Source organism: Photorhabdus laumondii subsp. laumondii (assembly GCF_003343245.1).
Lineage (GTDB): Bacteria > Pseudomonadota > Gammaproteobacteria > Enterobacterales > Enterobacteriaceae > Photorhabdus > Photorhabdus laumondii.
In genome coordinates, this window is record NZ_CP024901.1 from 536,203 (window position 1) to 551,555 (window position 15,353).

Consider the following 15,353-nt stretch of genomic DNA (forward strand, 5'->3'; position numbering starts at 1 on the left):
TAGTCAGAATTCTTTGAGCATCAAACTTTAAATTGAAGAGTTTGATCATGGCTCAGATTGAACGCTGGCGGCAGGCCTAACACATGCAAGTCGAGCGGTAACAGGAAAGTGCCTGCACTTTTGCTGACGAGCGGCGGACGGGTGAGTAATGTCTGGGGATCTGCCCGAGGGCGGGGGATAACCACTGGAAACGGTGGCTAATACCGCATAATGTCGCGAGACCAAAGTGGGGGACCTGAAAGGGCCTCACGCCGTCGGATGAACCCAGATGGGATTAGCTGGTAGGTAGGGTAATGGCCTACCTAGGCGACGATCTCTAGCTGGTCTGAGAGGATGACCAGCCACACTGGGACTGAGACACGGCCCAGACTCCTACGGGAGGCAGCAGTGGGGAATATTGCACAATGGGCGCAAGCCTGATGCAGCCATGCCGCGTGTATGAAGAAGGCCTTCGGGTTGTAAAGTACTTTCAGCGGGGAGGAAGGGTTTAGCCTGAAGAGGGCTGGACTTTGACGTTACCCGCAGAAGAAGCACCGGCTAACTCCGTGCCAGCAGCCGCGGTAATACGGAGGGTGCAAGCGTTAATCGGAATGACTGGGCGTAAAGCGCACGCAGGCGGTCAATTAAGTTAGATGTGAAATCCCCGGGCTCAACCTGGGAATGGCATCTAAGACTGGTTGACTGGAGTCTCGTAGAGGGGGGTAGAATTCCATGTGTAGCGGTGAAATGCGTAGAGATGTGGAGGAATACCGGTGGCGAAGGCGGCCCCCTGGACGAAGACTGACGCTCAGGTGCGAAAGCGTGGGGAGCAAACAGGATTAGATACCCTGGTAGTCCACGCTGTAAACGATGTCGATTTGGAGGTTGCGGTCTTGAACGGTGGCTTCCGAAGCTAACGCGTTAAATCGACCGCCTGGGGAGTACGGCCGCAAGGTTAAAACTCAAATGAATTGACGGGGGCCCGCACAAGCGGTGGAGCATGTGGTTTAATTCGATGCAACGCGAAGAACCTTACCTACTCTTGACATCCTCAGAATTTGCTGGAGACAGCGAAGTGCCTTAGGGAACTGAGAGACAGGTGCTGCATGGCTGTCGTCAGCTCGTGTTGTGAAATGTTGGGTTAAGTCCCGCAACGAGCGCAACCCTTATCCTTTGTTGCCAGCACGTGAAGGTGGGAACTCAAAGGAGACTGCCGGTGATAAACCGGAGGAAGGTGGGGATGACGTCAAGTCATCATGGCCCTTACGAGTAGGGCTACACACGTGCTACAATGGCGGATACAAAGTGAAGCGACCTCGCGAGAGCAAGCGGAACACACAAAGTCTGTCGTAGTCCGGATTGGAGTCTGCAACTCGACTCCATGAAGTCGGAATCGCTAGTAATCGTAGATCAGCATGCTACGGTGAATACGTTCCCGGGCCTTGTACACACCGCCCGTCACACCATGGGAGTGGGTTGCAAAAGAAGTCGGTAGCTTAACCGAAAGGGGGGCGCTGACCACTTTGTGGCTCATGACTGGGGTGAAGTCGTAACAAGGTAACCGTAGGGGAACCTGCGGTTGGATCACCTCCTTACCTGAGAGAGGTTGAGTGCAGTGCTCACACAGATTGTCTGATGAAAATAGAGTGCAAATGAGTCTGCGAAGCTGACCTGCGGGTCCCCTTCGTCTAGAGGCCTAGGACACCGCCCTTTCACGGCGGTAACAGGGGTTCGAATCCCCTAGGGGACGCCATATTGCGGGATGACGGGTGAAAGGCGTTGTCAGGTTATCTTTAAGCGGATTTAAGCGAATCTGTTTAGCGATAGATGCTCTTTAACAATCTGGAACAAGCTGAAAAATTGAAATACTCAATAATATCGCCGAGGTATTGTTGAGGTGTCTCTCAAGCTGAACAGTCCGAGACAGTTTCGGGTTGTGAGGTTAAGCGACTAAGCGTACACGGTGGATGCCTAGGCAGTCAGAGGCGATGAAGGACGTGCTAATCTGCGAAAAGCGTCGGTAAGCTGATATGAAGCGTAATAGCCGGCGATGTCCGAATGGGGAAACCCAGTGCAATGCGTTGCACTATCATTAACTGAATTCATAGGTTAATGAGGCGAACCGGGGGAACTGAAACATCTCAGTACCCCGAGGAAAAGAAATCAACCGAGATTCCCCCAGTAGCGGCGAGCGAACGGGGAGGAGCCCAGAACCTGCATCAGCGATAGCATCAGAGGAACGGTCTGGAAAGGCCGGCGAGAGAGGGTGACAGCCCCGTACTCGAAGATGGTATGGCTGTGAGTTCGATGAGTAAGGCGGGACACGAGAAATCCTGTCTGAAGATGGGGGGACCATCCTCCAAGGCTAAATACTCCTGACTGACCGATAGTGAACCAGTACCGTGAGGGAAAGGCGAAAAGAACCCCGGCGAGGGGAGTGAAAGAGAACCTGAAACCGTGTACGTACAAGCAGTGGGAGCCGTGATTAATCAGGGTGACTGCGTACCTTTTGTATAATGGGTCAGCGACTTATATTCTGTAGCAAGGTTAACCGGATAGGGGAGCCGCAGGGAAACCGAGTCTTAACTGGGCGAAAGAGTTGCAGGGTATAGACCCGAAACCCGGTGAGCTAGCCATGGGCAGGTTGAAGGTTGGGTAACACTAACTGGAGGACCGAACCGACTAATGTTGAAAAATTAGCGGATGACCTGTGGCTGGGGGTGAAAGGCCAATCAAACCGGGAGATAGCTGGTTCTCCCCGAAAGCTATTTAGGTAGCGCCTCGTGAATTCATCTTCGGGGGTAGAGCACTGTTTCGGCTAGGGGGCCATCCCGGCTTACCAACCCGATGCAAACTGCGAATACCGAAGAATGGTATCACGGGAGACACACGGCGGGTGCTAACGTCCGTCGTGAAGAGGGAAACAACCCAGACCGCCAGCTAAGGTCCCGAAGTCATGGTTAAGTGGGAAACGATGTGGGAAGGCCCAGACAGCCAGGATGTTGGCTTAGAAGCAGCCATCATTGAAAGAAAGCGTAATAGCTCACTGGTCGAGTCGGCCTGCGCGGAAGATGTAACGGGGCTAAACCATGCACCGAAGCTGCGGCAGTGACACGCAAGTGTTATTGGGTAGGGGAGCGTTCTGTAAGCCGGAGAAGGTGGAGCTGTGAGGCCTGCTGGAGGTATCAGAAGTGCGAATGCTGACATAAGTAACGATAAAGCGGGTGAAAAACCCGCTCGCCGGAAGACCAAGGGTTCCTGTCCAACGTTAATCGGGGCAGGGTGAGTCGACCCCTAAGGTGAGGCCGAGAGGCGTAGCTGATGGGAAACAGGTTAATATTCCTGTACTGAATGTGACTGCGAAGGGGGGACGGAGAAGGCTAGGCCATCCGGGCGACGGTTGTCCCGGTTTAAGCGTGTAGGTGGGAGGAGCAGGGAAATCCGCTCTTCTGTGAACACTGAGGCGTGATGACGAGCCGCTACGGCGGTGAAGTGGTTGATGCCCGGCTTCCAGGAAAAGCCTCTAAGCGTCAGGTCATATTGAATCGTACCCCAAACCGACACAGGTGGTCAGGTAGAGAATACTCAGGCGCTTGAGAGAACTCGGGTGAAGGAACTAGGCAAAATGGTGCCGTAACTTCGGGAGAAGGCACGCTGGCGGTAGGTGAAGGAGTTTGCCTCCGGAGCTGAAGCCAGTCGCAGAGACCAGCTGGCTGCAACTGTTTATTAAAAACACAGCACTGTGCAAACACGTAAGTGGACGTATACGGTGTGACGCCTGCCCGGTGCTGGAAGGTTAATTGATGGGGTTAGCCGCAAGGCGAGGCTCTTGACAGAAGCCCCAGTAAACGGCGGCCGTAACTATAACGGTCCTAAGGTAGCGAAATTCCTTGTCGGGTAAGTTCCGACCTGCACGAATGGCGTAATGATGGCCAGGCTGTCTCCACCCGAGACTCAGTGAAATTGAACTCGCTGTGAAGATGCAGTGTCCCCGCGGCAAGACGGAAAGACCCCGTGAACCTTTACTATAGCTTGACACTGAACATGGAGCCTTGATGTGTAGGATAGGTGGGAGGCTGAGAAGTGCGGACGCCAGTCTGCATGGAGCCATCCTTGAAATACCACCCTTGAATGTTCGATGTTCTCACCTGGGCCCGTAAACCGGGCCGGGGACAGTGTCTGGCGGGTAGTTTGACTGGGGCGGTCTCCTCCCAAAGTGTAACGGAGGAGCACGAAGGTTGGCTAATCACGGTCGGACATCGTGAGGTTAGTGCAAAGGCATAAGCCAGCTTAACTGCGAGAGTGACGGTTCGAGCAGGTACGAAAGTAGGTCTTAGTGATCCGGTGGTTCTGAATGGAAGGGCCATCGCTCAACGGATAAAAGGTACTCCGGGGATAACAGGCTGATACCGCCCAAGAGTTCATATCGACGGCGGTGTTTGGCACCTCGATGTCGGCTCATCACATCCTGGGGCTGAAGTAGGTCCCAAGGGTATGGCTGTTCGCCATTTAAAGTGGTACGCGAGCTGGGTTTAGAACGTCGTGAGACAGTTCGGTCCCTATCTGCCGTGGGCGCAGGAAGATTGAAAGGGGCTGCTCCTAGTACGAGAGGACCGGAGTGGACGCACCGCTGGTGTACGGGTTGTCATGCCAATGGCATAGCCCGGTAGCTAAGTGCGGGAGAGATAACCGCTGAAAGCATCTAAGCGGGAAACTTGCCTTGAGATGAGTCTTCCCCTGACTGAGGTCACGGAAGGAACGTTTAAGACGAAGACGTGGATAGGCTGGGTGTGTAAGTGCAGCGATGCATTGAGCTGACCAGTACTAATGAACCGAGAGGCTTAACCTTACAACACCGAAGGTGTTTTGGTGTCGGAAGACAGAAGAGAGAAGAATTTTCAGCTTGTTCAGAGATTGATTCGGGTGGTTGTGGCGGAAGAGCGACAACGGCCGGAAGAAAACCGAATATGCCTGGCGGCGATAGCGCGGTGGTCCCACCTGACCCCATGCCGAACTCAGCAGTGAAACGCCGTAGCGCCGATGGTAGTGTGGGGTCTCCCCATGTGAGAGTAGGACACTGCCAGGCTTTAAATACCGTAGAAACCCTCAGCGAAAGCTGGGGGTTTTTGCATATCAGGGTCTGTATCATTTTATTTGCTTATATTATCTGGTTACCGTGTCTACCGCGACCTGTCTATCCGCATTATATAGGACAACTCCGTCGGAAATCGGATTTGAACGTCGCGACTCGCGACGGCCCACAAAGTGAACGGCTAAAGAGCTGTTTATAAGCCGATGAGATTTGTAAAGTTATCATGCTGACCGCCTAATAGCTGGAAATTTTGTATTTAGCGGTATGTTTTTTCACCCTCTGTATAAAATTTGCTTTGGGAAAATTTTTTCCCGCTTTTCTTAGATGATATAATTTGTTCTTCTTCCCGTAATTGGTGAAACTTCTTTGGGATTTTGTCCTACACATCGTAAAAACTTTGCACTAGGGCTTACACCATGAGCTGCTAGACGAACTAAATTGTAGGAAATGAGGCTCGTTCGTCACTTTTAATGAATGCTTTCAATACGCTGATGATAAGTGTATACGCATGATTTCATTGTCTACGTTTTATCTCCCCGTAGCTGAGTTCAACCTTCTATATATGTTCCGTTGGGCGATATAGGCATGTCGGTTAATGGGTTATTTTCGATATCGGTTTTGAGCACCTTAATAACGCCGCTTTTTCTTAATTAGTATAAGTTAACGAGAGTTTTTTCCTAATTGCATGGCTACTTTGCTTAAGTTGACGACGTAGTTCATATCAAGTTTGAGCCAGTATCGAATGATTAAACCTTAATTTCTTCTGGACATTTCTCCTAAGCTGACTTAATGTCCCTGCTTCTGATTTTGATAGGTTTGGCAATTTTCGAGCTCTTACTTATTGTCATAGTGTGGTTCTTGCTGGTTGTGGTGGCTCATTGCTCTAAATCATTCGGTAATATATTAGCGGCGAAATCCTCTTAGTCACAAAAAATATGTCTTATATCTCCACTCTAAAGAATAAGACTTTACGATACACTAAATAAATTGGGATTACAGTTTCACATCCAGACTAAATTTTAAAAAAATGTATCCTTATAGTGTATATACCCAATGGATTTCAAGATGCATCGCGGCGGCAAGGGAGCGAATCCCCGGGAGCATAGAGAACTATGTGACCGGGGTGAGTGAGTGCAGCCAACAAAGAAGCAACTTGAAAGATGACGGGTATAAATATGTCATAGCACTACGTTTATCATTCTAAACTTTACTCATTCTATATTGCATTGAAATATGAAGAAAAAACGTCCTATTTTACAAGATGTTGCTGATCGTGTTGGTATAACTAAAATGACGGTAAGTCGTTTCTTGCGTAATCCTGATCAAGTTTCTGAGCAATTGCGAAAGAAAATAGCGGATGCTTTAGATGAACTAGGTTATATCCCAAATAAAGTGCCGGATATTCTTTCTAATTCCACTAGTCATGCTATTGGTATTTTATTGCCTTCTTTGACTAACCAAGTTTTTGCGGAGGTTATTCGTGGTATCGAATATGTGACGGATAGTTATGGTTATCAAACTATGTTGGCTCACTATGGTTATCGCTCAGAAAAAGAAGAAGAGCGTTTGATTTCTTTACTTTCCTATAATATTGATGGTTTGATTCTTTCAGAACGTACTCACACTCCACGAACTTTGAAGATGTTGGGAACGGCTGGTATCCCTGTCGTTGAACTGATGGATTGTGTTTCTCCTTGTTTTGATATGGCAGTTGGTATTGACAATTTTGAAGCAGCTCGGCAGATGGTAATCGCAATGATTGAGCGTGGTTGCCAGAGGGTGATTTATCTTGGTGCGAGACAAGATGAAAGGACAATTATTCGTCTGGAGGGCTATGAAGCTGCAATGAAAAGCGCCGGGTTAAAGCCAGGCAAGATAATGACACCAGACAGCTCTTCTTACACATTAGGGGGGCAGTTACTGAATGAAGCACGAACAAAATATCCTGATGTTGATGGTCTATTCTGCACTAACGATGACCTCGCAATCGGAGCAATTTTCGAGTGCCAACGTCAAGGGATAGCTGTACCACATGATATTGCGATAGCTGGCTTTCATGGCCATGATGTTGGTCAGGTGATGACACCAAAACTTGCCAGTGTATTGACGTCTCGTGACTTATTGGGGCGGAGGGCTGCCGAATTATTAATGGCTCGGCTGAAGGGCGAACATTTACCGCAAAAAATAATTGATATCGGTTTTCAGTTATCTCTGGGAGAGAGTATCTAATCGGTCTGCTGGATTTGCGTTTTTTTGAACTCATTTGTGATAAATATCACATTTATATTTCCTGAATATTCTGTGTTGTTGCGAATTTCATCTCTACTTCTGATAATGTTACCGATAACAGTTACCGGTAACATTTTGTGGATAAAATATCTACGTTGAGGAGTTTATATGAGCGATACCCAGCATTCGAATCATGTTTTTGTGCTTATGGGGGTATCCGGTAGTGGTAAATCTGCTGTTGCCAGTGCTGTGGCCTATAAATTGGATTCTGCTTTTTTAGATGGTGATTTTTTACATCCAAGATCTAACATTAATAAGATGGCAGAAGGCTACGCGCTGAATGATGAAGATCGTGAACCTTGGTTGAAATCACTGAATCATGCAATTTTTGCTATGCAACGCACAAACCCGATTTCCCTGATTGTTTGCTCTGCTTTAAAAAAACATTATCGGGATATACTGCGTGATAATAATAAGAATCTTTCATTTCTTTATATGAAAGGCGACTTTGATTTAATTGAAAGTCGATTGAAGGCACGTAAAGATCATTTTTTTAAATCTCAAATGTTGGTATCTCAGTTTGAGGTATTAGAAGAGCCGGGGAGTGATGAACAGGATGTTTATCTGGTTGACATTAGATCATCTCTTGATGAAGTGATAAATCACTCGATAAGAATAATTAATAGTGTCATTTCAGGGGAAAAATAATGAGTACTTTAACCTTAGTGCTGACAGCGGTGGGTTCTGTGCTTTTACTATTGTTTTTGGTGATGAAGGCCAGAATACATGCTTTTGTTGCGCTAATACTGGTTTCTATGGGAGCGGGTGTTTTTTCTGGTATGCCACTGGATAAAATTGCTGAAACAATGCAAGAAGGAATGGGAGGAACGTTAGGTTTTCTGGCTATTGTTGTCGCACTGGGCGCGATGTTTGGTAAAGTTCTGCATGAAACAGGCGCACTGGATCAGATTGCGGTTAAGTTACTAAATAGTTTCGGTGAAAAGAATGCTCATTATTCATTGGGGATCGCTGGCTTGGTTTGTGCTTTGCCTTTGTTCTTTGATGTAGCTATTGTTTTATTGATTGGCGTGGCGTTCGCAGTCGCGCGTCGTACTGGCGGTAATGTAGTGAAGTTGGTTATTCCTCTGTTTGCTGGTGTCGCAGCCGCAGCGGCATTTTTGTTACCTGGTCCAGCGCCGATGTTGTTGGCTTCACAGATGAATGCTGATTTTGGCTGGATGATCTTGATCGGTATCAGTGCAGCGATTCCTGGGATGTTACTGGCGGGGCCAATCTTCGGTAATTTTATCAGTAAGTATGTCACTCTGGATTTGCCCGTGGATATAAGTGAGCCAAGCCTTGGTCAAGGTAAGATGCCATCTTTTGGTTTGAGTTTGTCACTGGTTCTGTTCCCTTTGGCTTTGGTTGGGTTAAAGGCTATTGGTGAGAATTTTGTTGAACAGAGTTCTGAGTTGTATCAGTGGCTTGAATTTATCGGTCATCCATTTTCTGCGATTTTGGTTGCTTGTTTGATTGCTATTTATGGTTTGGCAATTCGTCGTGGGATGAGTAAAGAGAAAGTGATGGATATTTGCTCTTCGGCTATTCAACCGGCGGGAATTATTTTATTGGTGACTGGGGCTGGTGGTGTATTCAAACAAGTATTAGTGGATTCTGGTGTTGGCCCTGCTTTGGGAAACGCATTGATTGGGGCGGGTCTGCCTATTGCATTAGCGTGTTTCATCCTTGCTGGTACAGTACGCGTTATTCAAGGTTCTGCAACTGTTGCCTGTTTGACAACTGTTGGTCTGATTTTGCCCGTTGTTGATCTTCTGGGATATTCTGGTGCCCAGCTTGCCGCTCTTTCAATTTGTATTGCGGGTGGTTCTTTGGTATTGAGCCATGTTAATGACTCAGGCTTTTGGTTATTTGGTAAATTTACTGGTGCAACAGAATCTCAAACACTGAAAACTTGGTCAATTATGGAAACTATTCTTGGGACAATAGGTGCCATTGTTGGAATGGTTTTCTTTGCCATGTTGTAATTCATATGAATTAAGAGATTGTATTAGATTAGTACCGCCTTCCTTAGAAGGCGGCAGGATAAGTTAACTATTTGGAAATATTGGTGACATTAAAATAGTGTTCTTGCTAACTGGTGACGATGGCACCAGCGATCTTTATAGGCGAAAGTAGGTTTACCAATAGAATAGCGCATCGTTTTTTGATTCTGCTGACAGAGCGTTGAAGCATTTTGAATATTTAACCACATGACAATGCTTCCAAGGCTGAGATTAGCGTATTCAGGATCGTATCCACCGTTTACTGCATCGAATGAAACCCATTGAGGGCTGTCTGATTTTATAACTAAATCGTAGGCGGCTGGGGTTCCATTGATAGTTAATACACATCCGTACAGATGCTGTTTGAGTTCAGTGTATAGTTCGGTTAATTTTCCTTTTTCTTCTTCACTGTGTTTTTTTCCCCACCGTTTTTCGTACAGTGTGGTATAAATATCAACAAATTCTTGGCAGGTGAAGTCATCAATTTGATGTATTTCTCCGCCTGCACGCTTAAATTTATTAATTTCATTACTCCGATTTCTTCTTGTTTTATAAGAAAAATCTTCTTTAGCAAGGCATATTGTTCGCTTGTTTAATCGGCCATAATAGATGTTGACGAAGTTTTCTTTGTGCAGAGGTGATATGGTTTTTGACTTCCTAGGGATAATAGTTTTTAGATGTTTGGCAATAGGGAAGAGAATTTCATCGTAACTGAAAAAATAGTAGTCCTTTTGGTGACTTGCTGCCAGATGATGATCTTTACATGTAAAGTATGCCCCTTCGATAACGTTTTCTATTTGTGGATTTTCTTTGACGTAAAAGATAAAACTATTGCCAAATTTTTCATTTAAAAAACGTACAATATCTGGATGAGTAGATATTCCACCACCATAGAGAGAATACGCTTGTTGGTAACGTTCGAAACTACATTCTTTCCAGCCGGAGATGAGCCTTTTTATCGTGCTGAGAGGATACTTTTTTGGAAAAATCATATTTTAAATACTCTTTTTAACGCTATGTTTTACACATGGTATAAACTTATTTTCAACGCATTAAATACAGCAAAAAAGATAGTTTGTCTTTATCAAATGGGTTTTGTGTGAGCTCATACATATTGTAAATCTAAGATTATAAGTTTAATTTTTCTGCACTAAAAACAAGAGAAGTATTTAGCACTACTCCCAGTCAAGCCTTATTGTTGCTTATTGACCGAGAGCATCTATTAACTGTTGATATAAAGCTTCAGCACTGCGCTCATAACCTGCGGCTGAAAGGTGAACATAATCAGGACGAGCAAGATCTTGTTGCGCCCAGCGCCTAATTGAGCATTTTCCACCCATATATGCACGCCAGTTCCAGAATAGTGTGTGCTGATCTTGAGCGACTTTTTGTTGAATATGGATGATATTATCCAACATTGTTGATTGTTGTGCTATACAACTTGTAAATTGGTTGTTTTTCAAAGAATCACCCGGCCCAATGATAAGGATAACTGTTTGTGGTAACTGATTACGAATCTGCTTTATCTTAGTTTCCAGTTGCTGGCGATAGCTTGGTAAGTCCAGCGAATGATTAAATGCCTCATTTGTGCCATAAGCGAGGATCATCATATCAGGATGCATTTGAACTAATGTATCAATCCATTCGGGCTGCCACTTATCCATCATATTAATAGTCGCACCATTGATACCCAAGGCGGATAACATAACACCTGGTTGTTTACGATTAATAAACCAGCCGCCTAATTTTAACTGATTATTTTGTATCGCCATAATATTAACTGGGAATGTCACTGATTCTTCAGTAGAAAATTGCCAGTGATCGTGGGTTGCCGGTAATTTCAGTATTCGTTTGGTTGCAGATTGTACCAGAATCTGAGCATCATCCGATGCTTGGTATAACGTTTTGAGTTGATAGCGATCATGGGATGGTGCAAACAGTCTTAGAATTAATTGACTTATTTGGCTATTGGGCTCTGCAATTGTACCGCCGATAGGAAAATCAGGCCGATTATCTTTGCGGCTGGTGGTGAGTTTCCATTGCTGCTTATTATCGGTCATACTGACCATAGCGTTACGTTGACCAGGTACATTAATTGGGCTAACAAAACCAATCCCTGCATTGCCAAAACGTTGTTGCAATAAAGAGCGGAGCTTGCCGGTAAAAAAGTCAGCGGCAGTATGGGAATCTCCTATCTGAACAAAATGCAGTTGATTATGGCGGCTGTTGTGAAGTTTATCCGCCAGTAAAGCTAAATTCGGTTCACCAAAGTCTATTAGCTGTTGGCCCTCTTTTGCAGACTGTTGTGTTGGCAACGGCCCTGGCTTTTGTTTATGGCACGATATCAAACTTAAAGAGAGTGTGATGACCAGACTAATGCTAGCAGCTTGGTATCGCCGACGAAGTTGTTTAACTATTTTCATTTTGTTTAGCGGGTTCCTGAATAAATTTAATCAATGAAAATATGTTATCTGAGATAGTTTGCTGGCCTTTCAGGCTAAAGTGTATACCATCACCGCTTCTGAGTTTAATTTTGTTACTATTGTCGCCGACATAATCGGAATAATCATTTGCATGATATTTGAAAATATCATTAACAGAAACATAGATTTCTCCGGCTTTCGTGACTTCTGATTGATACAAGGATCTCAGATATTTCATGTTGGCAGAAAGTTTTTTCTGTCGCATATTGGGAGGAGCAACCCAGATAATATCAGCACCGTGGTTACGTGCTTCGGTAAGGACCATTTCGATACGTTGGCGATAGAGGTTTTCCCAATCAGGACTGGCAAATTTCAGGTAGATGTTTCCATGTTTTGGTGGCATATCCCAGGGATCATTTGGCCCCAAAAAAATAACAACCAGCTTGATATCATGGTTGGCTTCCAGTGTTTTATTGATAGTTTCCGGCCAATTAAAAAAACTGGGATAAGCAAGTCCAGTACTTTGTTTGCTGAGATTAATACTTGAAATACTGTAATCCTGGTAGAGCCGACGTTTCAGATGGGGGGCGATACCCTGCATCATTGAATCTCCAGCAAACAGCACCTTATCTTTGGCTGTCAGTGTCACGTTAGTTTTAGCGATAACCGTACTGGGGGAAACATTATTCCTTAAATCATGGGGTATTGGTGAATTAACAGGATGAGTATGGGGCGATTTTTGTAATAACTCAGGGAAAGTTGCAGGCAGATTTGTAACAGGAGAGGGATAACCACTCAGAAGCTTGAGTCCAATCTGAAAATCCGCAGGCAGTGTGATATCAGTTTTCTGGAGAGTTTCCTGATGGTTGTTACTGTTATTGCTGGTAGTATGTGACAGGAAAGCTTCCCCCGCAGCGAGTACACCTTGTTCCAGGTTATCACCGAAATCCCAGAGCGGATGACCTTGCAAAGTCGCCCAAAGACTTTGCCGGTGATATTCCTGTTGCCAGAATCTATCCAGTGAACGATGATTTAGCCAAATTAACAGTAGGCTAGTTAATATTACGATAAAAATGACTTGCCCAGCCGTTTTTAAATTAGATTTGAATTCAGAAATTGGCATAAATGAATCCTGGTATTCCTTGTGGTGAAATCATAAATACCAAAGTCAGAATAATTGCTAATGGTATTGGGTAGCATATCCATGAAATCTGAGAATACATTTTCTCAACCATTATTTTTAGATTAATCAGCCACGGATAAATAATAAAGAGTCCCCAGAACATCAGTAACAACCCACTATTGGCTATTATCGAGTGAAATAAATTTGATGATATCAATTGATTTAATAATATTAGTGCATCATCTAGAGTAGGACAACGGAAGAAAACCCATGCCAGACAGATAAAGTGGAAAGTAATGATTCTGGATAGAAATGAGATGACTGGGTTTTGGGGAATGTTTTGATTTTTTTTGTCTATTGGAGGAAATAACTGGTATTTAACATTGAGGATGATTAATCCCAATCCATGAATAGCTCCCCAGATAATGAAATTAATTCCGGCTCCATGCCATAACCCAGAGATTACCATAGCGACAAACAAATTAAGATTTTTACGTAAAAATCCTTTCTTATTACCACCAAGAGGAATATAGACATAATCACGGATAAATTCAGATAAACTGATATGCCAACGGTGCCAGAAGGCTTGTAAGTTTTCAGCCAGATAAGGGGCATTGAAGTTTTCAGGTACTCTGAATCCAAGGAGTAGTGCTAATCCAGTAACAAGATTGGTATAACCAGAAAAATTAAAATAGATATGCCAAGCATAGGCATAAATACTAACCAAGATTTGCCCTGCATTGTAGCTGACAGGATCATCAAAAACCGGATTAACATAATTTTCGGATAAATAAGAGCTGAACAAAAATAGTTTGGTTATCGCCAATGTAATCAATAATATGGCTCTTGATGGTTCAATGATCACTCTTGATGATATCTGGATTTGAGGCAGAAAATCTTTAGCTCGGTTTATTGGTCCGGCAACAATACTCGGAAAAAAGCATAGATATAAAGCGACATCAGGAAATGATGCTTTGGGTATTTCTTTTCTGGCGACAGCAACGACATAGCTGACGGAATGAAATGCATAAAAAGATAAACCCAGAGGGACGAGTAGTGTTAGTACGGGTAAATCTATGGACAAACCAAATTTGGCAAACGCTTGTTGGAGACTTTCTTGAAAGAAAGAATAATATTTGAATAGAGTAAAACACCCCAAAATACCTATTGTCAGGATAGTAAACGTGATGCGGTTGGATAGAAATTTGCTGGCTACGTTTGTTAAAAGATAAATAAATAGCGTATAGCCAAATAGGATGCTGGTGAAAAGCGGATTAAAGGAAAAGACAAACAGATAACTTGCGATTATCAGCAGGTAGTTTTGTGTTTTCGCATGTTTTTGTAGCATCCAATACAAGAGAAAGAAAGCAACAAAGGAACCAAGAAACTCAAAAGAAAAGAAATTCATATTAAACTCTGGTAAATCATTTTATCTCAATATAAGATTGAGTGATATTATAGTATTTAACCTAAACATTCTATCAATGAAAAGAATAAACCGGTGGACATAAGAAAATCATCCGTTCCATAGTTGGTTATGGTAACGGATGATTTTGGTACTTAGCACAAATATTCAAACACAAGATATTCATGCTAATGACTTACTCAGGCTCTTAGTCGTGATCGTTTTTAGCTAACTTCTGCGCCTGAGTAATAAGCCCTTTATTGCTGTTAAATACTTTGTGCAGGTAGTTGTTGTAAGTCGAACCCAATTGTGAATATCCTTCAAGATTATCAATCAATTTGCTGGTATTGAGTGATTCCTGAAGGCTTCTCTGCTTGGCGCGTGAAGCACGCAATGATTCATAAGCGTTATGGGTGTTCATATTTCTCATATAGGCTTTGACCGAATCATTGATAGTCGGATAGGCGGAATAACCTTTTATTTTACCTTGGGTTTTCTTACAGTTGTTACCGCAACGCATACCAAATAAGTTGTTATTCTGTTGTGCAAGCTTAGATGTTCCCCAACCAGATTCTGTTGCGGCCTGAGTGGCAACAAAATGGGTTGGGATGATGTCAACACGACTTAGTAGCTTGTTCCAGTTAATTTTTTTAGGCGAGCTGCTACAGCTCACGTTGTAGTTTTTACAAATTTGTTGCAGGCGTTTGATACCCTGTATAGACCAAAGCTTGTCATTTTGGTGTTCCAGTAGCCATTTCCGTTCCTGCATAATTTGTTGATTGTGTTGATCAATCACGGGGACAACAACATTTAAAAACGCTTTCTTACGTAGGGTGCCCGAAGGGTATTTTCGCAAATCTGGCAAATTGCTTTGCATGTCATTGTGAGAATACTCTATGCTTTTAGCTGTGCTAGTTGAAGCATGACTAAAAGCGGAAAACAATAGTGAGATAAAGAAAGCGAAGATGGCAGTTGTCCTCATCGTTGTTTGAGAGGGCATTGCTTTTCCTCGTTTGCTCTGAATAAAAAACAGGCTGAT

The 15,353-nt window shown here is 44.1% G+C and carries 8 protein-coding genes, 1 tRNA gene and 3 rRNA genes; 7 read left to right on the forward strand and 5 right to left on the reverse strand.

All coding sequences use genetic code 11. The annotated features are described in order from the left end of the window. Positions 1-29: 29 nt before the first annotated feature. From PluTT01m_RS02525 to gntU, 7 genes are all read left to right on the forward strand, one after another. Positions 30-1,574, forward strand: a 16S ribosomal RNA gene (locus PluTT01m_RS02525). Between the two features lie 82 nt (positions 1,575-1,656). After that, positions 1,657-1,732: transfer RNA gene (locus PluTT01m_RS02530), tRNA-Glu, on the forward strand. A 187-nt stretch (positions 1,733-1,919) separates the two neighbouring features. Further along, a 23S ribosomal RNA gene (locus PluTT01m_RS02535) occupies positions 1,920-4,828 on the forward strand. Positions 4,829-4,949: 121 nt separating this feature from the next. Further along, positions 4,950-5,065 (forward strand): 5S ribosomal RNA (gene rrf / locus PluTT01m_RS02540). The 16S, 23S and 5S rRNA genes sit together here with 1 tRNA gene alongside, the layout of an rRNA operon. A 1,239-nt stretch (positions 5,066-6,304) precedes the next feature. Continuing rightward, positions 6,305-7,300 carry a gluconate operon transcriptional repressor GntR gene (gene gntR / locus PluTT01m_RS02545; protein ID WP_011144881.1) on the forward strand — a complete coding sequence of 332 codons (996 nt, stop codon included), beginning with the start codon at positions 6,305-6,307 and terminating at the stop codon, positions 7,298-7,300. Positions 7,301-7,468: 168 nt separating this feature from the next. After that, positions 7,469-8,008, forward strand: a complete 540-nt coding sequence (gntK, locus tag PluTT01m_RS02550; protein WP_058588617.1) for a gluconokinase — start codon at positions 7,469-7,471, stop codon at positions 8,006-8,008. Continuing rightward, entirely contained in the window at positions 8,008-9,345 is a 1,338-nt protein-coding gene (gene gntU, locus PluTT01m_RS02555) for a gluconate transporter (RefSeq protein WP_011144883.1), read from the forward strand. Before gntK ends, gntU begins: the two co-directional genes overlap by 1 nt. A gap of 89 nt (positions 9,346-9,434) precedes the next feature. Here gntU and PluTT01m_RS02560 read toward each other — a convergent pair whose 3' ends face one another. The 5 genes from PluTT01m_RS02560 to PluTT01m_RS02580 form a co-directional block, all read right to left on the reverse strand. Then, positions 9,435-10,355: a GNAT family N-acetyltransferase gene (locus PluTT01m_RS02560; RefSeq protein WP_011144884.1), complete on the reverse strand. Its 921-nt coding sequence runs from the start codon at positions 10,353-10,355 to the stop codon at positions 9,435-9,437. Between the two features lie 210 nt (positions 10,356-10,565). After that, positions 10,566-11,786 carry an SGNH/GDSL hydrolase family protein gene (locus PluTT01m_RS02565; RefSeq protein ID WP_011144885.1) on the reverse strand — a complete coding sequence of 407 codons (1,221 nt, stop codon included), beginning with the start codon at positions 11,784-11,786 and terminating at the stop codon, positions 10,566-10,568. Continuing rightward, positions 11,773-12,909, reverse strand: a complete 1,137-nt coding sequence (locus PluTT01m_RS02570; protein WP_011144886.1) for an SGNH/GDSL hydrolase family protein — start codon at positions 12,907-12,909, stop codon at positions 11,773-11,775. Before PluTT01m_RS02570 ends, PluTT01m_RS02565 begins: the two co-directional genes overlap by 14 nt. Further along, positions 12,896-14,317 (reverse strand): MBOAT family O-acyltransferase, encoded by a 1,422-nt coding sequence (locus tag PluTT01m_RS02575; protein ID WP_011144887.1) that lies wholly within the window; start codon positions 14,315-14,317, stop codon positions 12,896-12,898. The genes PluTT01m_RS02570 and PluTT01m_RS02575 overlap by 14 nt, the downstream gene beginning before the upstream one ends. A 205-nt stretch (positions 14,318-14,522) precedes the next feature. Further along, on the reverse strand, positions 14,523-15,314 hold the full coding sequence (locus PluTT01m_RS02580; protein WP_011144888.1) for a protein bax: 792 nt from the start codon (positions 15,312-15,314) through the stop codon (positions 14,523-14,525). Between the last annotated feature and the right edge of the window lie 39 nt (positions 15,315-15,353).

Excerpts from the sequence above, each read along its gene's own strand:
- gntR (WP_011144881.1), top strand. The coding sequence starts at position 6,305 with ATGAAGAAAAAACGTCCTATTTTACAAGATGTTGCTGATCGTGTTGGT.
- gntK (WP_058588617.1), top strand. The coding sequence starts at position 7,469 with ATGAGCGATACCCAGCATTCGAATCATGTTTTTGTGCTTATGGGGGTA.
- gntU (WP_011144883.1), top strand. The coding sequence starts at position 8,008 with ATGAGTACTTTAACCTTAGTGCTGACAGCGGTGGGTTCTGTGCTTTTA.
- PluTT01m_RS02560 (WP_011144884.1), bottom strand. The coding sequence starts at position 10,355 with ATGATTTTTCCAAAAAAGTATCCTCTCAGCACGATAAAAAGGCTCATC.
- PluTT01m_RS02565 (WP_011144885.1), bottom strand. The coding sequence starts at position 11,786 with ATGAAAATAGTTAAACAACTTCGTCGGCGATACCAAGCTGCTAGCATT.
- PluTT01m_RS02570 (WP_011144886.1), bottom strand. The coding sequence starts at position 12,909 with ATGCCAATTTCTGAATTCAAATCTAATTTAAAAACGGCTGGGCAAGTC.
- PluTT01m_RS02575 (WP_011144887.1), bottom strand. The coding sequence starts at position 14,317 with ATGAATTTCTTTTCTTTTGAGTTTCTTGGTTCCTTTGTTGCTTTCTTT.
- PluTT01m_RS02580 (WP_011144888.1), bottom strand. The coding sequence starts at position 15,314 with ATGCCCTCTCAAACAACGATGAGGACAACTGCCATCTTCGCTTTCTTT.